Annotated in this window: 18 protein-coding genes; 13 read left to right on the top strand and 5 right to left on the bottom strand. The window is 71.8% G+C overall.

Going from position 1 to position 18,246, the window contains the following annotated elements; all coding sequences use genetic code 11:
- The first annotated feature begins 104 nt into the window (after window positions 1–104).
- On the top strand, window positions 105–1,250 hold the full coding sequence (gene hppD, locus ACFIF2_RS03525) for a 4-hydroxyphenylpyruvate dioxygenase (protein WP_395570956.1): 1,146 nt from the start codon (window positions 105–107) through the stop codon (window positions 1,248–1,250).
- Window positions 1,251–1,260: 10 nt separating this feature from the next.
- Here hppD and ACFIF2_RS03520 read toward each other — a convergent pair whose 3' ends face one another.
- Entirely contained in the window at window positions 1,261–2,658 is a 1,398-nt protein-coding gene (locus ACFIF2_RS03520; protein WP_395570955.1) for a tetratricopeptide repeat protein, read from the bottom strand.
- A 97-nt stretch (window positions 2,659–2,755) separates the two neighbouring features.
- Between ACFIF2_RS03520 and ACFIF2_RS03515 the strand changes: the two genes are divergently transcribed.
- Entirely contained in the window at window positions 2,756–4,192 is a 1,437-nt protein-coding gene (locus ACFIF2_RS03515; protein WP_395570954.1) for an FAD-binding oxidoreductase, read from the top strand.
- 76 nt (window positions 4,193–4,268) lie between these two features.
- On the opposite strand, the gene ACFIF2_RS03510 is transcribed toward ACFIF2_RS03515, so the two are convergent.
- Window positions 4,269–4,688, bottom strand: coding sequence for an SsgA family sporulation/cell division regulator (locus ACFIF2_RS03510; protein ID WP_395570953.1), 420 nt, complete (start codon window positions 4,686–4,688; stop codon window positions 4,269–4,271).
- A gap of 250 nt (window positions 4,689–4,938) precedes the next feature.
- Here ACFIF2_RS03510 and ACFIF2_RS03505 point away from each other — a divergent pair, with 250 nt between their 5' ends.
- Window positions 4,939–6,546 (top strand): RDD family protein, encoded by a 1,608-nt coding sequence (locus tag ACFIF2_RS03505; RefSeq protein ID WP_395570952.1) that lies wholly within the window; start codon window positions 4,939–4,941, stop codon window positions 6,544–6,546.
- Between the two features lie 178 nt (window positions 6,547–6,724).
- Window positions 6,725–7,501 (top strand): RDD family protein, encoded by a 777-nt coding sequence (locus ACFIF2_RS03500; protein ID WP_395570951.1) that lies wholly within the window; start codon window positions 6,725–6,727, stop codon window positions 7,499–7,501.
- Between the two features lie 62 nt (window positions 7,502–7,563).
- Here the strand turns inward: ACFIF2_RS03500 and ACFIF2_RS03495 are convergent, their stop codons facing one another.
- Window positions 7,564–7,848 carry a hypothetical protein gene (locus ACFIF2_RS03495; protein ID WP_395570950.1) on the bottom strand — a complete coding sequence of 95 codons (285 nt, stop codon included), beginning with the start codon at window positions 7,846–7,848 and terminating at the stop codon, window positions 7,564–7,566.
- A 417-nt stretch (window positions 7,849–8,265) separates the two neighbouring features.
- On the opposite strand from ACFIF2_RS03495, the gene ACFIF2_RS03490 reads away from it, so the two are divergent.
- Together ACFIF2_RS03490 and ACFIF2_RS03485 are read left to right on the top strand one after the other, a co-directional pair.
- On the top strand, window positions 8,266–10,617 hold the full coding sequence (locus ACFIF2_RS03490) for an immune inhibitor A domain-containing protein (RefSeq protein ID WP_395570949.1): 2,352 nt from the start codon (window positions 8,266–8,268) through the stop codon (window positions 10,615–10,617).
- Between the two features lie 146 nt (window positions 10,618–10,763).
- A complete protein-coding gene (locus tag ACFIF2_RS03485) occupies window positions 10,764–11,108 on the top strand; it encodes a hypothetical protein (RefSeq protein ID WP_395570948.1) in 345 nt (114 codons plus the stop codon).
- Window positions 11,109–11,158: 50 nt separating this feature from the next.
- Here the strand turns inward: ACFIF2_RS03485 and ACFIF2_RS03480 are convergent, their stop codons facing one another.
- Both ACFIF2_RS03480 and ACFIF2_RS03475 read right to left on the bottom strand, forming a co-directional pair.
- Window positions 11,159–11,746, bottom strand: a complete 588-nt coding sequence (locus ACFIF2_RS03480; RefSeq protein ID WP_395570947.1) for a nicotinamidase — start codon at window positions 11,744–11,746, stop codon at window positions 11,159–11,161.
- 160 nt (window positions 11,747–11,906) lie between these two features.
- Window positions 11,907–13,262, bottom strand: a complete 1,356-nt coding sequence (locus ACFIF2_RS03475) for a nicotinate phosphoribosyltransferase (RefSeq protein ID WP_395570946.1) — start codon at window positions 13,260–13,262, stop codon at window positions 11,907–11,909.
- 109 nt (window positions 13,263–13,371) lie between these two features.
- Between ACFIF2_RS03475 and clpS the strand changes: the two genes are divergently transcribed.
- The 7 genes from clpS (at window position 13,372) to ACFIF2_RS03440 (ending at window position 18,245) form a co-directional block, all read left to right on the top strand.
- A complete protein-coding gene (gene clpS, locus ACFIF2_RS03470; protein WP_395570945.1) occupies window positions 13,372–13,689 on the top strand; it encodes an ATP-dependent Clp protease adapter ClpS in 318 nt (105 codons plus the stop codon).
- A 41-nt stretch (window positions 13,690–13,730) separates the two neighbouring features.
- Window positions 13,731–14,339 carry a DUF2017 domain-containing protein gene (locus tag ACFIF2_RS03465; RefSeq protein WP_395570944.1) on the top strand — a complete coding sequence of 203 codons (609 nt, stop codon included), beginning with the start codon at window positions 13,731–13,733 and terminating at the stop codon, window positions 14,337–14,339.
- A gap of 373 nt (window positions 14,340–14,712) precedes the next feature.
- Window positions 14,713–16,140, top strand: a complete 1,428-nt coding sequence (locus tag ACFIF2_RS03460) for an amino acid permease (protein ID WP_395570943.1) — start codon at window positions 14,713–14,715, stop codon at window positions 16,138–16,140.
- A 171-nt stretch (window positions 16,141–16,311) separates the two neighbouring features.
- Window positions 16,312–16,734 (top strand): Mov34/MPN/PAD-1 family protein, encoded by a 423-nt coding sequence (locus tag ACFIF2_RS03455; protein ID WP_063482172.1) that lies wholly within the window; start codon window positions 16,312–16,314, stop codon window positions 16,732–16,734.
- A 79-nt stretch (window positions 16,735–16,813) separates the two neighbouring features.
- Entirely contained in the window at window positions 16,814–16,909 is a 96-nt protein-coding gene (locus ACFIF2_RS03450; protein ID WP_310873142.1) for a putative leader peptide, read from the top strand.
- Window positions 16,910–17,009: 100 nt separating this feature from the next.
- The gene (locus ACFIF2_RS03445; protein ID WP_395570942.1) at window positions 17,010–17,288 is read left to right on the top strand and encodes a MoaD/ThiS family protein; all 279 of its coding nucleotides are present in this window, start codon (window positions 17,010–17,012) and stop codon (window positions 17,286–17,288) included.
- A gap of 6 nt (window positions 17,289–17,294) precedes the next feature.
- Window positions 17,295–18,245, top strand: a complete 951-nt coding sequence (locus ACFIF2_RS03440) for a PLP-dependent cysteine synthase family protein (protein ID WP_395570941.1) — start codon at window positions 17,295–17,297, stop codon at window positions 18,243–18,245.
- Window position 18,246 lies beyond the last annotated feature (1 nt).

Here is an 18,246-nt window from a genome sequence, read left to right as displayed (position 1 = left end):
CATCCTGTACAGATCGCCCGTCCGTAGCGCCGTTTCACTGGTCAGGTTGCCCAGTGAATACGCAAACTATTGCGCACCTTGCAGACGCGGGAGACCCTGCGGCTATGACGCAGACCACACACCACACTCCCGACACCGCCCGGCAGGCCGACCCCTTCCCGGTCAAGGGAATGGACGCGGTCGTCTTCGCCGTGGGCAACGCCAAGCAGGCGGCGCACTACTACTCCACCGCCTTCGGCATGAAGCTGGTCGCCTACTCCGGACCGGAGAACGGCAGCCGCGAGACCGCGAGCTACGTCCTGGAGAACGGCTCCGCCCGCTTCGTGTTCACCTCGGTGATCAAGCCGTCCACCGAGTGGGGCGACTTCCTCACCCGGCACGTGGCCGAGCACGGCGACGGCGTCGTCGACCTCGCCATCGAGGTCCCGGACGCGCGCGCCGCCCACGCCTACGCCGTCGAGCACGGCGCCCGCTCGCTCGCCGAGCCGTACGAGGTCAAGGACGAGCACGGCACCGTCGTCCTCGCCGCCATCGCCACCTACGGCGAGACCCGCCACACCCTGGTCGAGCGCACCGGCTACGACGGCCCCTACCTGCCCGGCTACGCCGCCGCCGAGCCCATGGTCGAGCCGCCCGCCCAGCGCACCTTCCAGGCCGTCGACCACTGCGTCGGCAACGTCGAACTCGGCCGCATGAACGAGTGGGTCGGCTTCTACAACAAGGTCATGGGCTTCACGAACATGAAGGAGTTCGTGGGCGACGACATCGCCACCGAGTACAGCGCGCTGATGTCGAAGGTCGTCGCCGACGGCACCCTCAAGGTGAAGTTCCCGATCAACGAGCCCGCGATCGCCAAGAAGAAGTCCCAGATCGACGAGTACCTGGAGTTCTACGGCGGCGCCGGCGTCCAGCACATCGCGCTGAACACCAACGACATCGTCCAGACCGTCCGCACGATGAAGGCGGCCGGCGTCCGGTTCCTGGACACGCCCGACTCGTACTACGACACGCTCGGCGAGTGGGCGGGCGAGACGCGGGTGCCCGTGGAGACGCTGCGCGAGCTGAAGATCCTCGTCGACCGCGACGAGGACGGCTACCTGCTCCAGATCTTCACCAAGCCGGTCCAGGACCGTCCGACCGTCTTCTTCGAGCTGATCGAGCGGCACGGCTCGATGGGCTTCGGCAAGGGCAACTTCAAGGCCCTGTTCGAGGCGATCGAGCGCGAGCAGGCCAAGCGCGGCAACCTCTGACGTACGCCGGCTACGCGGGCGGGTCCTCCACCGAGGGCTCGCCCAGCTCGTCCAGCGCCCGCCGCGCCTCGGCCGCCCACAGCGGCGAGAAGTACGGGTTGATCACCAGCGCCTCCCGCAGGTGCCGCCGCGCCGGCCCGTACCGCTCCAGCTCCCGCTCGATCAGCCCCCGGTGGAACACGTACAGCGCGCTGCGCACCCCGCCGCCCTTGTCGCCGTCCGTCGCGATCTCGGCGAACTCCAGCGCCTCCTCGTGCGCACCGGTGCGGTGCAGCGCCCAGCCCAGCGCGTCGGCCACCGCGATCCCCGGCTGCCGTCCCCACTCCTCCCGCAGCAGCCGCACGGCCCGGTCCGGGTCCCCGTGGTCCGCCTCCAGGCGCCCGAGCAGCAACCGCTCGTCCACCCCGGCCGCCTCGGCGCCCCGCACCCGCTCCCGCAGCAGGTCGTACTGCACCCGCGCGGCCTGGTCCAGCCCCAGCGACTCGTACAGCTCGCCCAGCTCCAGCGCGTACTCCGGGCTCGGCCGCTTGGCCAGCGCCGCCCGGTACGCCGACAGCGCGTCCGTCGTCCGGCCCAGCGCCGCCAGCACCCGTCCCTGCCCGGCCTGCGCGGCCCGCTGGTCGGGGTCGGTGCGCAGCGCCTCCTGGAAGAACCGCAGCGCCTCCTCGCGGTCCCCGCGCTCGAACGCCAGCCGCCCGGCCTGCTCCAGGTACGCCGCCCGCTCGGCCGGCGCCCGGGCCGCCGCGGCCGCGTCGGAGATCCGCGCCGCCGCGTCCTCCCGCCAGCCCTTGTCCCGGTAGACGGCCGCCGCCCGCGCGCTCACGGCCGGCGTGCCCGGCCGCAGCTTCATGACCTTCTCCAGGGCCCGCCCCACGGCCTCGTCGTCGCCGAGCCCCGTGTAGGCGTCGATCAGCACCGCGTGCGCCGTCCACCGCTTCGGGGCGGCCTTCACCGCGCTCTCGCCCCACTTCTTCGCCGCCGGGAAGTCCCGCCGCGCCACCGCCAGCGCCGCCAGCCCCTCCAGCGCCTGCGGATTCCTCGCCGCCCCGACCTTCAGCGAGGTGCGCAGCGCCTTGTCGGCCTTCGCCCAGTTCGCCATGTCCGCCGTACGCCGCCCCTGTTCGACGTAGGCCGCGCCCAGCACCGCCCACGACGCACCGTCCAGCGGGTGGGCCCGCAGGTGCCGCTCCCGGTCACCGATCAGCACCGCCAGGTCCGGCAGCGCGGTCGGCACCCCCGTGGTCACCGCACCGCGCGCCAGCGCCGCGGGGCCGGGCGCGGGCGGGGAGGCGTCGCCCCCGTCCCACGGCAGCAGCACCAGCACCCCGCCGAGCACGGCGGCCCCGGCGACGGAGGCGATCAGCACCCGGTTCCGGCGGCGGGAGCGCCGCCCGCGTTCGATCTCCATGGCGCCTACTGTGCGCCCGTACGACAAGCACACCGCGGCTTGCGCCGGGTGCCGCCGACGGGTTCACACCGATGGCCCCGGGTGCGAACCTAAGATCATGAGCCGTATCGAAGCGCCTCGCGACGAGGACGACGCAGCCCGCGAGTCCGGCGCGGCCCCGGCGGCCGGCGGCCCCCTCGTCGACCGGCTGCTCGCCGGACTCCCCGCCGACTCCGTCCTGACCGACCCCGACGTCACCGCCTCCTACGCCAACGACATGGCGAGCTTCTGCCCGGCCGGCGCCCCCGCCGTGGTCGTCCTGCCGCGCACCGTCGAGGACGTCCAGCACGTCATGCGCACCGCCACCGAGCTGCGCGTCCCCGTCGTCCCGCAGGGCGCCCGCACCGGCCTGTCCGGCGGCGCCAACGCCACCGACGGCTGCGTGGTCCTCTCCCTGACGAAGATGGACCGCATCCTGGAGATCAACCCGGTCGACCGGGTCGCCGTCGTCGAACCGGGCGTCGTCAACGCCACGCTCTCCCGCGCGGTGAACGAACACGGCCTGTACTACCCTCCCGACCCCTCCAGCTGGGAGATGTGCACCATCGGCGGCAACATCGGCACCGCCTCCGGCGGCCTGTGCTGCGTCAAGTACGGGGTGACCGCCGAGTACGTCCTCGGCCTCGACGTCGTCCTCGCCGACGGCCGCCTGATGTCCACCGGCCGCCGCACCGCCAAGGGCGTCGCCGGGTACGACCTCACCCGCCTCTTCGTCGGCTCCGAGGGCTCCCTCGGCATCGTCGTACGGGCCGTGCTCGCGCTGCGGCCCAAGCCGCCCGAGCAGCTGGTGCTGGCCGCCGAGTTCGCCTCCGCGTCCGCCGCGTGCGACGCGATCTGCGCGATCATGGAGGGCGGACACGTCCCGTCCCTCCTCGAACTGATGGACCGTACGACCGTCAAGGCGGTCAACGACCTCGCCCACATGGGGCTGCCGGAGACCACCGAGGCCCTGCTCCTCGCCGCCTTCGACACCGCCGACCCGGCCGCCGACCTCGCCGCCGTCGGCGCCCTGTGCGAGGCGGCCGGCGCCACCCAGGTGGTCCCCGCCGACGACGCGGCCGAGTCGGAGCTGTTGCTGCAGGCACGGCGGTTGTCGCTCACGGCGCTGGAGGCGGTCAAGGGGACCACGATGATCGACGACGTGTGCGTGCCCCGGTCCCGGCTCGGCGACATGCTGGAGGGCATCGAACGCATCGCCGCGAAGTACGGCCTGACCATCGGCGTCTGCGCCCACGCGGGCGACGGCAACACCCACCCCACCGTATGCTTCGACGCCCAGGACCCCGACGAGTCACGGCGGGCCCGTGAGTCCTTCGACGAGATCATGGGCCTCGGCCTGGAACTCGGCGGCACCATCACCGGCGAGCACGGCGTGGGCGTCCTGAAGAAGGAGTGGCTGGCGCGGGAGATCGGCCCGGTGGGCCTGGAGATGCAGCGGGCCGTGAAGGACGTCTTCGACCCGCTGGGCATCCTCAACCCGGGCAAGCTCTTCTGACCCACGCGTTCCGCGCGGGGGTTCTCCGGGCGGCGTACGCGTTCCGCACGGCGGTTCCTCCGGTGCGTGCCGCGCCTCACCGGGCGAGCAGGTCGGCCAGCCCGTCGTCGAGGCCGAGCCGCCCGCTCTCCGTGCCCGGCGGCACGGCCCGCAGGGTCCGCTCCAGCCAGGCCGACACCTGCGCCGACGGCGCCTCCAGGAGGGCGTCCCCGTCGGGGCTGCTCAGCGCCATGAGTACGACGCTGCGGCCCTCCGCCTTCGACGGCCACACCCGCACGTCCCCGTGCCCGCACGGCCGGAACACCCCCTCCACCAGCAGGTCGCGGGCGAACGTCCAGTGCACCGGGTGGCCGGAGTCGATGTGGAAGGTGATGTGCACGGCGTAGGGGTCGTCCATGTAGTAGCCGAGCCTGGCCGGCACCGGCAGGCAGTGCTCGGGCGACAGGACGAGCCTCAGCTCCAGTTCGCGTTCGACGACCGTGGGGTTGGCGTGCATGGCGGGTGTCCTCTCTCGTACGGTCCGCACGGGCCGCCTGGAACGGGCCCGCACGAGTGAGAGCGGCCGGGGCCGTGAGCGTTACGCGGGTTCGCGGAACTTTTTTCCCGCCTCTGTCCCGCGAGTGAAGGTCATGCACGAGGTTGCCCGGAAAGGGGTGGGTCCTGCGGGACCGGCGGTGCGGATTGCGGCCGTCTGATAGATGTTGAGGCCCCCCTATCAACCCCCGAGCAGATACGGGACGACGGACATGAGCGCCCCAACCCCGGCCCCCGGCGACGACAGGCCCCGCGAAGGGTATTACCCGGACCCCTCCATTCCTGGATACGTCCGGTACTGGAACGGCGCCTCCTGGGTGCCGGGCACCAGCCGGCCCGCGCCCAAGGACGGCGAGCCGCTCGCGCCGCCGCCCGGCGCGCGGCCCTCCGTGGAGGAGACCGGCCCGCACTTCTTCGACGAGGACCCGGCCGAGGACCCGGCCGAGGCGCCGCCCGCCGCGTCCCCGAACGCCGGGCCCCAGCACGGCAGCCGTCCGGAGCCCGCCACGGCCTGGGGCGCCGACCGCGCCCACCCGGCCGGTCCCGCCGGCGCCCCGCAGCAGGGGGTGGCCTGGCCGGGTCCCGCCCAGGGCGCGGACCCGAGGGTCCCGCACGCGCGGAGCGCGGGACCGTCCGGGGGAGCGGCCCCCGCGGGTGGGGACGCGGGTGCGGGAGTGGTCGGCGGTGCCGACGGTGCCGGTGCCGGTGCCGGTGCGGGGGCAGGGGCGCAGGGGGCCGGGCGTGCCGGGGCGGCCGGCGGCGGCGCGGAGGGTGGCCGGCCCGCGCGGGGCGACGACGCCCGCGCCGCGCGGACGGACGCCGCGGCGGGCTCCGTGTCCGGACAGACGGAGGCCGGGTCGGGCAACACCTTCGTCTTCCGCCGCCCGACGGCCGGCCAGGGGGGCGGCGCCCGGACTCCCGAAGGTGCCGCCGAGGACGAGGGCACCATGACCTTCCGCGCCGTCCCCCCGCGCGCGGGCGGCCCCGGCTTCGGCGCGGGCAAGGCGGCCGCGGCCCGCGCCGCCGCCGCGCCCGCGGCCCCGTCCGGCCCGCAGCAGACGGGCGCCCCGGCCGGGCCGGGCGTTCCCCACCAGGGCGCCGCGCCTCACACCGCCGCGCCTCACACCGCCGGGCCCCAGCCCGCCGCCGCGTCCCAGCAGCCCGCCGCGCCTCAGCCCGCCGCCTCCGCCCCGGTCGCGGCCGGTCCCGGCGGCGGTCAGTCCTCCTGGGCGCAGCAGGTGCACCGGCTGGCCGGTGCCGGTGGCGAGGAGCAGCCCGTCGCGCCGTGGAAGCCGCCGGTGGAGGACGTCTTCCAGGCCGCCGCCCGGCGCCAGGCATCGGCCCGCCCGGCAGGGCTCGGCAAGCGGCTGGCCGCCCGGCTGATCGACACCGCCGTCCTCGCGGGCGTCACCGCCGTGGCCGCCGTGCCCCTCGGCACCAAGGCGGTCGACCACGTCAACGGCAAGATCGACGAGGCCAGGCTCTCCGGTGAGACGGTCACGGTCTGGCTGCTCGACGGCACGACATGCACGTACCTGGGCATCGTGCTGGCCGTCCTGCTGCTCTTCGGCGTCGTCTACGAGGCGCTGCCCACCGCCAAGTGGGGGCGCACCCTGGGCAAGAAGCTGCTCGGCCTGGAGGTGCGGGACATCGAGGCCCACGAGCCCCCGTCCTTCGGGGCGGCCCTGCGCCGGTGGCTGGTCTACAGCGTGCCGGGGCTCCTGGTCGTCGGGCTGGTCGGCGTCGTGTGGTGCCTGTTCGACCGCCCTTGGCGCCAGTGCTGGCACGACAAGGCGGCCGGCACGTTCGTCGCGGGCTGACCTCGCGGGCTCACGCAGTTTTCCCCGCTGCGGAGCGCGTCCACCGGAGCCGCCTCAAGGGGCGCGGGGAACAGCGCGACCGGCCTCCACCCCCGAGGGCGTCGGCCCGGAGGCACCCCGTACTCCGGACGGCCGCTCGCCGGATGCGTGACACGAGTGTTCGCGGTCGACTCGGGCCATGAGCAGCGAACCGCCCCCCGGCTCCGGCGGGCAGCCGCCGGAGGACGACCCCTTCAGGAAGCCTCCCCCGTCCCCCGGACCGGGCCCCGACCCCGGCCCCGGTTCCGGCGCCCCGCCCCCCGGCGGCGGCCCGTACGGCGCCCCGCCCCCCGGCGGCGGTGGTGGTGGTCCTTACGGCGCCCCGCCTCCCCCCGGCGGTGGTGGTCCCTACGACGCCCCGCCCCCCGGCGGCGGCGGCCCGTACGGCGCCCCGCCCCCCGGCGCCGGTGGCCCCTACGGCGGGGATCCTTACGGCGGCGGCCCCCACGCCGGTGATCCGCTCGCCGGCATGCCCCCGCTCGCCGACAGCGGCCGGCGCACGCTCGCGCGGATCATCGACATGATCCTCGTGGGCATCGTGGTCTGGCTGCTGAGCTGGGCCTTCGACGTCCAGGAGTACCAGGTGGACGGCGAGGACATCTCGGTCGGCAAGTCCTTCGGGCAGTCCCTGATCGCCGCCGTGCTCTACATCGCCTACGACACCTACCTGACCGCCAGGACCGGGCAGACCCTCGGGAAGAAGTGGCTGGGCATGCGCGTGGCCAACCTGGACAACGGCGCCACGCCCTCCGTGCAGACGTCCCTGATCCGCGCCCTGGTGCTGTGGATCCCGTTCGCCTTCTGCTGCGCCTGCGTCTGGACGGTCATCGCCGGAGGCTGGAGCTTCTTCGACCGCCCCTACAAGCAGGGCCTGCACGACAAGGCGGCCAAGACGGTGGTCGTCAGCGCCCGTTGAGACGGGTCAGGGCGAAGGCGCCGGGGTGGACGCGTCAGGGCGAAGGCGCCGGGCAGGACGCGTCAGGCGGCACGGCCCCGGGCCGGTTCGCCCGTCCCGGCGGAGACCCGGGCCGCGGGAACCGGCTCGCGGCCGGCGGCGGGCCGACGGGCCGGCACGGCGGTCACCGTGCGCGCCCTGGGCGCGGGGACCGTCACGGCGACCAGCAGCCCGAGGGCGAGCGCCGCGACGGCGATGACAGCGACTCCGGGACCCGAACTCGTCTGTGACAGCAGCAGCATGGCGAGCGTCGACATGATCACGGTGCACGAACCGTAGGCGAACTGTGCGGCGGTCGGACGGGGCATGGCCATCGTGTCCTCGGAAGACAATCTGGGGGTGAGTCCGGCTGTCGGCCTGGCTTTCCGCCGGCTTCCGGGCGTTCCGCCAAGCGACTCTAACCGGCTGTGTGCCCGAGTGGAACCAGGAGTAAGCACTACCTAACCGACAAGGCCGATGCACGGGGGGCGCACGGATTCATGACGTCCGGGAAGTGGACGGTCCCGCGCGCCTGTCGGGTGCCGCGCCGGCCCAGGGGCAGGTGTTCGTAAAGCGAACCTCGACTCCGCATAGTGCAGTTGTCCTGCTCAAGTCAAGGTCTGTCTTTTCCGGTGAACCTCTAGTCAAATGTCGTCACTTGACTACACGCGTTGATCACGTGTGCGCGGACTCTGCCCTGTCCTTGTCCCCCCATCCGCGCGCGTGGACGCGGGGGAGGAACTCAAGTGACCAGCAGATCCTGGACGTTCAGAACGGCGGCGACCACCGTCGCCCTGGCCGCCGCCACCGCCACGCTCTCCGCGGCGGGCGTGGCGCAGGCGGACTCGCCCGCCCGGCCGCAGGCCGTGGACCGGCACGACCCGCACCCCGCGAAGGGCACGCACTCCCACGACCTCAAGGGCCCGCTGAGCGACACCCAGGAGGCCCAGCGCGAGGAGGCCCTGAACCAGGTCATCTCCGGCAAGGCCTCGGTGAAGAAGAAGGACGGCTCGAACGTCGTCCAGCTCAAGGGCAAGAAGGGCGACAGCAAGTACGTCGAGCTGGGCCGGGAGAAGACCGACAAGATCTTCACCATCCTGGTCGAGTTCGGGGACAAGGTGGACAGCCGCTACGGCGGCGACCCGGGCCCGCTGCACAACCAGATAGCCAAGCCGGACCGCAGGACGGACAACTCGACGGCCTGGAAGGCCGACTACGACCAGCAGCACTTCCAGGACCTGTACTTCGGCTCCGGCGAGGGCGTCGACTCGGTCAAGACGTACTACGAGAAGCAGTCCTCGGGCCGCTACTCGGTCGAGGGCGAGGTCTCCGACTGGGTCAAGGTCCCCTACAACGAGGCGCGTTACGGCAACAACGCCTGCGGCGACACCAACTGCCCCAGCGTGTGGAACGTCGTCAGCGACGGCCTCAACGCCTGGGTCGAGCAGCAGAAGGCGGCCGGCCGCACCGACGCCCAGATCAAGGCCGACGCCGCTCGCTTCGACGAGTGGGACCGCTACGACTTCGACGGCGACGGCGACTTCAACGAGCCCGACGGCTACATCGACCACTTCCAGATCGTGCACGCCGGCGAGGACGAGTCCGCGGGCGGCGGCGCCCAGGGCACCGACGCGATCTGGGCCCACCGCTGGTACGCCTTCGGCACCGACGCCGGCGCCACCGGCCCCGAGCAGAACAAGCTCGGCGGCTCGCAGATCGGCTCCACCGGCGTCTGGGTCGGCGACTACACCATCCAGCCGGAGAACGGCGGACTCGGCGTCTACGCCCACGAGTACGGCCACGACCTCGGTCTGCCGGACCACTACGACACCGCGGGCGGCGACAACTCCACCGGCTTCTGGACGCTGATGTCGTCCGGCTCCTGGCTCGGCACCGGTCGCAACGAGATCGGCGACCTGCCCGGCGACATGACCGCCTGGGACAAGCTCCAGCTCGGCTGGCTGAACTACGACACCGCCAAGGCCGGCGTCGACTCCTGGCACAAGCTGGGCGTGGCGGAGTACAACACCAAGCACAAGCAGGCGCTGGTCGTGAACCTGCCGAAGAAGGCGGTCACCACCGAGATCGTCACCCCCGCCGAGGGCGCCATCCAGTGGTGGAGCGGCAGCGGCGACAACCTCAAGAACACGCTGAGCCGTTCGGTCGACCTCACCGGCAAGGCGAAGGCCGAGCTGACCTTCGACGGCTGGTACGACATCGAGGCCAACTACGACTACCTCTACACCGAGGTCTCCACCGACGGCGGCGCCAACTGGACCGCCATCGACGGCACGGTGAACGGCCAGCCGGTCCCGCGCGACGCCGCCGACAAGCCGGCCCTGCACGGCACCCTCGAAGGCCACCAGAAGTTCGCGTACTCCCTCGACGCCTACGCGGGCAAGAAGATCGACCTCCGCTTCCGCTACCAGACCGACGGCGGCGTGGCCCAGAAGGGCTTCACGGCCGACGCGATCTCGGTCACCGCGGACGGCCGGGCGCTCTTCACGGACAACGCCGAGACGGCGGACGCCGCTTGGACGGCCACCGGCTTCTCCCGGGTCGGCGCGTCCTTCACCAAGGACTACGCGCAGTACTACATCGCCGAGAACCGGCAGTACGTGTCGTACGACAAGACGCTGAAGACCGGCCCGTACAACTTCGGCTTCACCTCGCGCCCGAACTGGGTCGAGCACTACGCGTACCAGAACGGCCTGCTGATCTGGAAGTGGGACACCTCGCAGGCCGACAACAACACCAGCCAGCACCCGGGCACCGGTCTGCTCCTGCCGGTCGACTCCCACCCGACCGCGCTGAAGTACTCCGACGGCACCCTGATGCGCAACCGCATCCAGTCCTACGACTCGCCGTTCAGCCGCTACCGCACCGACGGCATGACGCTGCACAAGGGCGACGTGGCGACCTGGATCCCGGGCTCGAAGGGGGTGCCGGTCTTCAACGACCGCACCGGCGACTACTACGACGAGTCGAACCCGACCGGCGGCGTCAAGGTCACTGACACCAACACCAGGATAAAGATCGTCAAGGAGGCCAAGAACGGCTCGACGATCGAGCTGGAGGTCGGCCCCGCGGGCAGGTAAACAGCATCTGCCCAGGTCAGAGCATGATCGGCGGTGACCCCCTGGCGGGTCGCCGCCGATCCGTGTTTAGGTGCGTCCTGTGACGCTCTTATTGACACCCGGTCCGGCGTCCGGACCGGAACCGGCTGACACGGGGGTATGACCGCATGGCCGCAGGAGGCTTCTGCAAGCTGCCGAACGGCACGGTGGTGGTGGCACTGAACCTGCCCAGCCCCGCCGCCCCGGCCGGCGGCAGCGTGCGCTTTCTCGTCCACGCCCCCAACCGGGCGCGCGCCCTGACCAGGCTGCGCAACCTGGGGCTGCGGTCGGTCTACCTGCGGGGCAACGCCGCCCCGCCGACCCCGGACGAGATCACCGCGGTCCTGCACCACCCGGACGGGCTGATATGGCGCACCGCCCCCGTGGCCGGCGTCCCGGGCGGACCGGAACGCGCCCAGGAGCTGTGGCACCCGATCCGGGCCCTCCTCAGACGCCCGGCGCCGCAGACCTAGCGCAGACCCAGCGCGGTCGGGCGGGGCCACCGGGCACCGTCGGGCGGGGGCTACTGGACGACCGGCTTCCCGGACAGTTCCACCCCCGCCTCGCGCAGCTCCTGGAGCGCCCGCTCGGTGGTCTCCGGGGCCACTCCGGCGGTCAGGTCGAGCAGCACCTGCGTACGGAAGCCCTCGCGGGCGGCGTCCAGGGCGGTGGCCCGCACGCAGTGGTCGGTGGCGATGCCCACCACGTCGACCTCGTCGATCTCCCGGGCCCGCAGCCAGTCGGCGAGCCGGGTGCCGTTCTCGTCGGCACCCTCGAAGCCGCTGTAGGCCGCCGCGTACGCCCCCTTGTCGAAGACGGCGTCCACCGCGCCGGAAGCGACGGCCGGGGCGAAGTTGGGGTGGAAGCCGACCCCCTCCGTGCCGGCGACGCAGTGCGCCGGCCAGGAGTGGACGTAGTCGGGGTTGTCGGCGAAGTGGCCGCCCGGCGCTATGTGGTGATCGCGGGTGGCCACGACGTGGCGGTAGCCGGCGGGCGCCTGCCCGATCAGCTCGGTGACGGCGGCGGCCACGTCGGCACCGCCGGTCACCGCGAGGCTGCCTCCTTCGCAGAAGTCGTTCTGCACGTCTACGACGATCAAGGCGCGGCGCATGGGCGGTGTCCTTCGACTGGGTCGGCTGTGGGGTCGGGACGGTGGACGGGGACGGTGGACGGGGACGGTGGACCGCGACGGCCGGGACGGTGGTGGGGCCCCGGGGCCGGTGGGGGACGGGCGGGCGGCTGGTGCGGGGCCCGGTCGGGGCGCACCAGCTTTAGCTACCCGAGCCCCCGTGCGCGTACTCCGTCGGAATGACGGGTTCCCCCCGGGAGAGCTGCGTCGCGGACAGCGGGAGGTTCGCCCGCGCGGCCGCGTGCCGGTCCCGGGCGGCGTCCAGCGGCTCGCGGGCGACCACCTCCCCGCCCTTGACCAGCTGCACGAGGAGCTGCCGGTCGGCGAGGTCGTCGGGCACGGGCCCGGTGCCGATCACCTCGGCCTCGGCGTACCCGTCCGCGTCCAGCCGGCGGGCGGCCCACTTGCGTCCGCCGATCGAGGTCTTGCCGCCGCTGGACTTCTTCGCCACGGACACCAGGGGCGCCTCTTCGTCGGCGGAGTCACCGGACTGGGCGCGGGCGACGAGCTTGTAGACCATGGAGGCCGTCGGGTGCCCGGAGCCGGTCACCAGCTGGGTGCCGACGCCGTACGCGTCCACGGGCGCCGCCGCCAGCGAGGCGATGGCGTACTCGTCCAGGTCGGAGGTGACGACGATCTTCGTCTCCGTGGCGCCCAGCTCGTCCAGCTGCTGGCGCACCCGGTGGGCGACCAGCAGCAGGTCGCCGGAGTCGATGCGCACGGCGCCCAGCTCGGGCCCGGCGACCTCCACGGCCGTCCGCACCGCCTCGGTGACGTCGTACGTGTCCACGAGCAGCGTCGTGCCCCGGCCCATCGCCTCCACCTGGGCCCGGAAGGCGTCGCGCTCGTTGTCGTGGAGCAGCGTGAAGGCGTGGGCGGAGGTGCCGACGGTGGGGATGTTGTAGCGGAAGCCGGCGGCGAGGTCGGAGGTGGTCGCGAAGCCGCCGACGTAGGCGGCACGGGCGGCGGCCACCGCGGCCAGCTCGTGGGTGCGGCGGGCGCCCATCTCGATCAGCGGGCGGTCCCCGGCGGCCGAGGCCATCCGGGAGGCGGCGGCGGCGATCGCCGAGTCGTGGTTGAGGATGGAGAGGATCACCGTCTCCAGCAGCACGCACTCGCCGAAGGTGCCCTCGACCCGCATGACCGGCGAGCCCGGGAAGTACACCTCGCCCTCGGGGTAGCCCCAGATGTCCCCGCCGAAGCGGTACTCGGCGAGCCAGTCCAGGGTCTCCTCGTCGACGATGCCCTTCTCGCGCAGGAAGCGCAGGACGCCCGCGTCGAAGCGGAAGTTCTCCACCGCGTCCAGCACCCGCCCGGTGCCCGCGACGACGCCGTAGCGGCGCCCGTCCGGCAGCCGCCGCGTGAAGACCTCGAACACGCTGCGCCGCTCCGCCGTCCCCGCCTTCAGGGCGGCCCGCAGCATCGTCAGCTCGTACTGGTCCGTGAAGAGCGCCGTCGACGGGACGTCCACCGGCAGCCCAAGGTCCGCTGTGTTCATACGACGGATCGTACCCCCATTTCGTCAGTCTGACGATTTCGATCCCGGCCGGGTTCGCGTGGCGCCCGCCACAGGCCCGTTTGTGCGGGTGCCCCCCTGGGGTGGCAGCATGGGCCTTGTGACGGCAGCCGCACCCATGGAGATCGAGAAGACCGAGTCGGCGGAGGAGGTCTTCGCCGTACCCGAGCCCGACGTGCCCTGGGTGACGATCGTGCACAACGACCCCGTCAACCTCATGAGCTACGTGACCTACGTCTTCCAGTCGTACTTCGGCTACTCCAAGGACAAGGCCACCAAGCTCATGCTCGACGTCCACCACAAGGGCCGGGCGGTCGTCTCCAGCGGCTCGCGCGAGGAGATGGAGCGGGACGTCCAGGCCATGCACGGCTACGGTCTGTGGGCCACCCTCCAGCAGGACCGGAAATGACCCACGCCCGCCCGCAGGACGGAAGTAGCTGAATCACCTCCATGCCAGGACAGTTTCAACCGCTCCCCGGCGGCGGCGCGGCCGTCGCCCTCGACGACGTCGAGATCTCCATCATCCGGTCCCTGGCCGTGCAGCTCCTGGAGCTGATCGGCCCGGGCCCCGCCGAGGACGCCTCCGACGACCCGCTCGCCGAACTCTTCGCCGACGGCCCGAGTGAACCGCCCTCCGACCCGGTGCTGCGCCGCCTGTTCCCGGACGCCTACGGCGACCCCGGCGCCGCCCCGCAGGCCGCCGAGGCGGAGGAGCAGCGGGCCCACTCCGCCGAGTTCCGCCGCTACACCGAGAACGACCTGCGGGCCGGCAAGCGCGACAACGCGCTCGCGGTGATCCGCACCCTGGACACCCTCGCGTCGGCGTCGGCGGGCGAGGAGGGGGCGGTGCTCGAGCTGTCGCCCCAGGAGTCCCAGCAGTGGCTGCGCGCGCTGAACGACCTGCGCCTGGCGATCGGCTCCCGGCTGGAGATCACCGACGAGGACGACACCGATCTGCTCTACCGGCTCCCGGACGAGGACCCGCGCAAGCCGATGGTGATGGCCTACCTGTGGCTCGGCGGACTCCAGGAGTCGCTCGTCGCGACCCTCATGCCCTGAACGTCGCGACCGTTATGCCCTGAACCAAACGGTTCGATCACCCTCCGTGTCCGCTCAGCGGAGCCTCAAATCCGGATAACGATCCCGTCAAAACGACACCCATGTTTGCTCGCAAGGGCGTCTTTTGTCCGTTTATGACTATGGGACACGTCACAGGGCGCCTCTGTGATCAGCGCCGCGGTCGTGGTAAATCTTCACGACCGCCCGGCGAACACCACCCGAATGTTCGGCCGGGTGCGCCACCGAGCCGGCGGACCGCCGGCCAGGCACGAGCGGGACGTGAGGCCCGCTCAGCTCCATCATCCGGGGGGATCGAGACCCGATCCGAGGCCGACGAAAGGCCCGGGTCGGCATGGAGAAAGGCGCACCACACATGACCTCTGCGCAGGTCGACACGGAGAAGGCCCCCGAAGAGGGCTACGAGCGCGGACTCAACAGCCGCCAGGTCCAGATGATCGCGATCGGCGGCGCCATCGGCGTCGGCCTCTTCCTGGGCGCCGGGGCCAACATCGCCAAGGCCGGCCCCAGCATCATCCTCATGTACGCCATCGCGGGCGTGATCATCTTCTTCATCATGCGGGCGCTCGGCGAGCTTCTGCTCTACCGTCCCGTCTCCGGCTCCTTCGCCGAGTACTCGCGCGAGTTCCTCGGTCCCTTCTTCGGCTACTTCACCGGCTGGACGTACTGGCTGATGTGGGTGGTCACCGGCATGGCGGAACTCACCGCCGCCGCCATCTACATCCACTACTGGTTCCCGCAGATCCCGCAGTGGGTCTCCGCCCTGGTCTTCCTGGTCCTGCTGTTCCTGGCCAACCTGATCTCGGTGAAGCTGTTCGGCGAGATCGAGTTCTGGTTCTCGATGGTCAAGGTCACCGCCATCATCGGCATGATCGTGATCGGCGTGGGCGTGCTCACCCTCGGCTTCAGCCAGGCCGGCGACACCGCCGCCGTCTCCAACCTGTGGGCCTTCGACGGCTTCTTCCCCAAGGGCATCGGCTCGTCCCTGATGACCCTCCAGGGCGTCATGTTCGCCTACCTCGCCGTCGAGTTGGTCGGCGTCACCGCCGGTGAGTCGGAGAACCCGGAGAAGACCCTCCCCAAGGCGATCAACACCCTGCCCTGGCGCATCGCCCTCTTCTACGTCGGCGCCCTCACCGTCATCCTCGCCGTCGTGAAGTGGACCGAGTTCGCCGAGGGCGTCAGCCCCTTCGTGAAGGCCTTCGCGGTCATCGGCATCCCGGCCGGCGCCGGCATCGTCAACTTCGTCGTGCTCACCGCCGCCCTGTCGTCCTGCAACTCCGGCATGTACTCCACGGGCCGCATGCTGCGCACCCTGGCGGACAACGGCGAGGCGCCGAGGATCTTCAGCCGGCTGTCGTCGACCAAGACCCCCGCCATCGGCATCGGCATCTCGGTGATCTTCATGGGCATCGGCGTGGTCCTGAACTACGTCGTCCCCGAGAAGGCCTTCGGCTACGTCACCTCCATCGCCACCGCCGCCGGCATCTGGACCTGGCTGATGATCCTCGTCAGCCACGTCCGCTACCGCCGCAAGGTCGTCGCGGGCCAACTGCCCGCCTCCTCCTTCCCGGCGCCGGGCGGCTCGGTGTGCTCGTACATCGCCATCGCCTTCCTGCTCTTCGTCACCTGCCTCATCGCCTACGACGCCGACGCCCGCGTCTGCCTGTACGTGATGGCCGGCTGGGCCGCCGCCCTCGGCATCGGCTGGGCCGTGCTCAAGAGCCGCAACCCGGAGGTCACCGAGCGGCGCGGCGAGCCGGACCTGGAGAAGATCGTCTGACGGCCGGCGCCGTCGGCCGACGCTGACCAGCGCGTTCGCGCGCACCGTGGACGTCCGGCCGCACGGGGTGCTCGTGGCACCCGGCGCGGCCGCCGCTCAGGATGTCCGGCATATGGGCCGGTCCGTACCACCCACCGGTACGGACCGGCCCTTCTGCTTATCCTGGGCCGCATGCTGACCATCACCCAGGCCCTGTACGACCAGATCGTCGCCCACGCGCGCGAGGACCACCCCGACGAGGCGTGCGGCGTGGTGGCCGGTCCCGTGGGGGAGGGCCGCCCCGAGCGGTTCGTCCCGATGCTGAACGCGGCCCGCTCGCCGACCTTCTACGAGTTCGACTCGCAGGACCTGCTCAAGCTCTACCGCGAGATGGACGACCGCGACGAGGAGCCGGTGGTCATCTACCACTCCCACACCGCCACCGAGGCATACCCCTCCCGCACCGACATCACCTACGCCAACGAGCCCGGCGCCCACTACGTCCTCGTCTCCACGGCGGACACCGACGGCGCCGGAGACTTCCAGTTCCGGTCGTTCCGGATCCTGGAGGGCGAGGTGACGGAGGAGGAGGTCAAGGTCGTGGAGGCGTACTGATCCCGCACCGCGGACGGAAATCGTCCACGAGGTGAGATCACACTCCGGATGCCGGACCGGGAATCGATACGATGAGCGCATGGTTCTTCTCGACGTGAGTGAAAAGGCGCCGGGCACACTGCTCGTGGCGCGGCTGCACGTCGACCTGTGCAGGCTGAACAGCGCCATCTGTTGATCTTCCGCCGCCGCCGTACGGCCGTCGGCCGCGGCGGGCTGCCGTGTGCCGCCGCGCGCCCCACCGAACCCACGACACCTTCCGACAGGAGCCCTCAGCCATGGCCATCGAGGTCCGCATCCCGACCATCCTCCGCCAGTACACCGACGGCCAGAAGGCGGTGGAGGGCTCCGGGGACACCCTCGCCCAGCTCTTCGCCGACCTCGAGACCCGGCACCCGGGCATCCAGGCCCGCATCGTGGACGGCGACCAGCTGCGCCGCTTCGTCAACGTCTACCTGAACGACGAGGACGTCCGCTTCCTGGACGGCATCGACACCAAGCTGACCGACGGCGACAGCATCACGATCCTGCCGGCCGTCGCCGGCGGTATGGCCTGATCGCCGATGCGTTACGACTCCCCGCTGGCCGCGGTGGGCAACACCCCCCTGGTGCGCCTGCCGCGGCTGTCGCCGTCCGACGACGTCCGCGTCTGGGCCAAGCTGGAGGACCGCAACCCGACCGGCTCGATCAAGGACCGCCCCGCGCTCCACATGATCGAGCAGGCCGAGAAGGACGGCCGTCTCACCAAGGGCTGCACGATCCTCGAGCCCACCAGCGGCAACACCGGCATCTCGCTCGCCATGGCCGCCAGGCTCAAGGGCTACCGCATCGTCTGCGTCATGCCCGAGAACACCTCCCAGGAGCGCCGGGACCTGCTCGCCATGTGGGGCGCGGAGATCATCTCCTCCCCGGCCGCGGGCGGCTCCAACACCGCCGTACGGGTCGCCAAGGAACTCTCCGCCGAGCACCCGGACTGGGTGATGCTCTACCAGTACGGCAACCCGGACAACGCCGGCGCCCACTACGCCGGCACCGGCCCCGAGATCCTCGCCGACCTGCCCTCGATCACGCACTTCGTCGCGGGCCTGGGCACGACCGGCACGCTCATGGGCGTCGGCCGCTACCTGCGCGAGCACAAGCCCGACGTGAGGATCGTCGCCGCCGAACCGCGCTACGACGACCTGGTGTACGGCCTGCGCAACCTCGACGAGGGCTTCGTACCGGAGCTGTACGACGCCTCCGTGCTGACCACCCGCTTCTCGGTCGGCTCGGCGGACGCCGTGACCCGCACCCGGGAACTCCTCCAGCAGGAGGGCATCTTCGCGGGCGTCTCCACCGGCGCCGCCCTGCACGCCGCGATCGGCGTCGGGAAGAAGGCGGTCAAGGCCGGCGAGAGCGCCGACATCGTGTTCGTCGTCGCCGACGGCGGCTGGAAGTACCTCTCCACCGGCGTCTACACGGCGGCCACCACCGAGGAGGCCATCGAGACCCTCCACGGCCAGCTCTGGGCCTGAG

The sequence above is a fragment of the Streptomyces sp. BK79 genome (genome assembly GCF_044142145.1).
GTDB lineage: Bacteria > Actinomycetota > Actinomycetes > Streptomycetales > Streptomycetaceae > Streptomyces.
The sequence above is the reverse complement of the archived record's forward strand: the minus strand, read 5'-3'. Positions and strand labels throughout refer to the sequence as shown.

What these genes read in the sequence shown, in the direction of transcription:
- hppD (WP_395570956.1), top strand. Translation starts at nt 105, where the DNA reads ATGACGCAGACCACACACCACACTCCCGACACCGCCCGGCAGGCCGAC.
- ACFIF2_RS03520 (WP_395570955.1), bottom strand. Translation starts at nt 2,658, where the DNA reads ATGGAGATCGAACGCGGGCGGCGCTCCCGCCGCCGGAACCGGGTGCTG.
- ACFIF2_RS03515 (WP_395570954.1), top strand. Translation starts at nt 2,756, where the DNA reads ATGAGCCGTATCGAAGCGCCTCGCGACGAGGACGACGCAGCCCGCGAG.
- ACFIF2_RS03510 (WP_395570953.1), bottom strand. Translation starts at nt 4,688, where the DNA reads ATGCACGCCAACCCCACGGTCGTCGAACGCGAACTGGAGCTGAGGCTC.
- ACFIF2_RS03505 (WP_395570952.1), top strand. Translation starts at nt 4,939, where the DNA reads ATGAGCGCCCCAACCCCGGCCCCCGGCGACGACAGGCCCCGCGAAGGG.
- ACFIF2_RS03500 (WP_395570951.1), top strand. Translation starts at nt 6,725, where the DNA reads ATGAGCAGCGAACCGCCCCCCGGCTCCGGCGGGCAGCCGCCGGAGGAC.
- ACFIF2_RS03495 (WP_395570950.1), bottom strand. Translation starts at nt 7,848, where the DNA reads ATGCCCCGTCCGACCGCCGCACAGTTCGCCTACGGTTCGTGCACCGTG.
- ACFIF2_RS03485 (WP_395570948.1), top strand. Translation starts at nt 10,764, where the DNA reads ATGGCCGCAGGAGGCTTCTGCAAGCTGCCGAACGGCACGGTGGTGGTG.
- ACFIF2_RS03480 (WP_395570947.1), bottom strand. Translation starts at nt 11,746, where the DNA reads ATGCGCCGCGCCTTGATCGTCGTAGACGTGCAGAACGACTTCTGCGAA.
- ACFIF2_RS03475 (WP_395570946.1), bottom strand. Translation starts at nt 13,262, where the DNA reads ATGAACACAGCGGACCTTGGGCTGCCGGTGGACGTCCCGTCGACGGCG.
- clpS (WP_395570945.1), top strand. Translation starts at nt 13,372, where the DNA reads ATGGGCCTTGTGACGGCAGCCGCACCCATGGAGATCGAGAAGACCGAG.
- ACFIF2_RS03465 (WP_395570944.1), top strand. Translation starts at nt 13,731, where the DNA reads ATGCCAGGACAGTTTCAACCGCTCCCCGGCGGCGGCGCGGCCGTCGCC.
- ACFIF2_RS03460 (WP_395570943.1), top strand. Translation starts at nt 14,713, where the DNA reads ATGACCTCTGCGCAGGTCGACACGGAGAAGGCCCCCGAAGAGGGCTAC.
- ACFIF2_RS03455 (WP_063482172.1), top strand. Translation starts at nt 16,312, where the DNA reads ATGCTGACCATCACCCAGGCCCTGTACGACCAGATCGTCGCCCACGCG.
- ACFIF2_RS03450 (WP_310873142.1), top strand. Translation starts at nt 16,814, where the DNA reads ATGGTTCTTCTCGACGTGAGTGAAAAGGCGCCGGGCACACTGCTCGTG.
- ACFIF2_RS03445 (WP_395570942.1), top strand. Translation starts at nt 17,010, where the DNA reads ATGGCCATCGAGGTCCGCATCCCGACCATCCTCCGCCAGTACACCGAC.
- ACFIF2_RS03440 (WP_395570941.1), top strand. Translation starts at nt 17,295, where the DNA reads ATGCGTTACGACTCCCCGCTGGCCGCGGTGGGCAACACCCCCCTGGTG.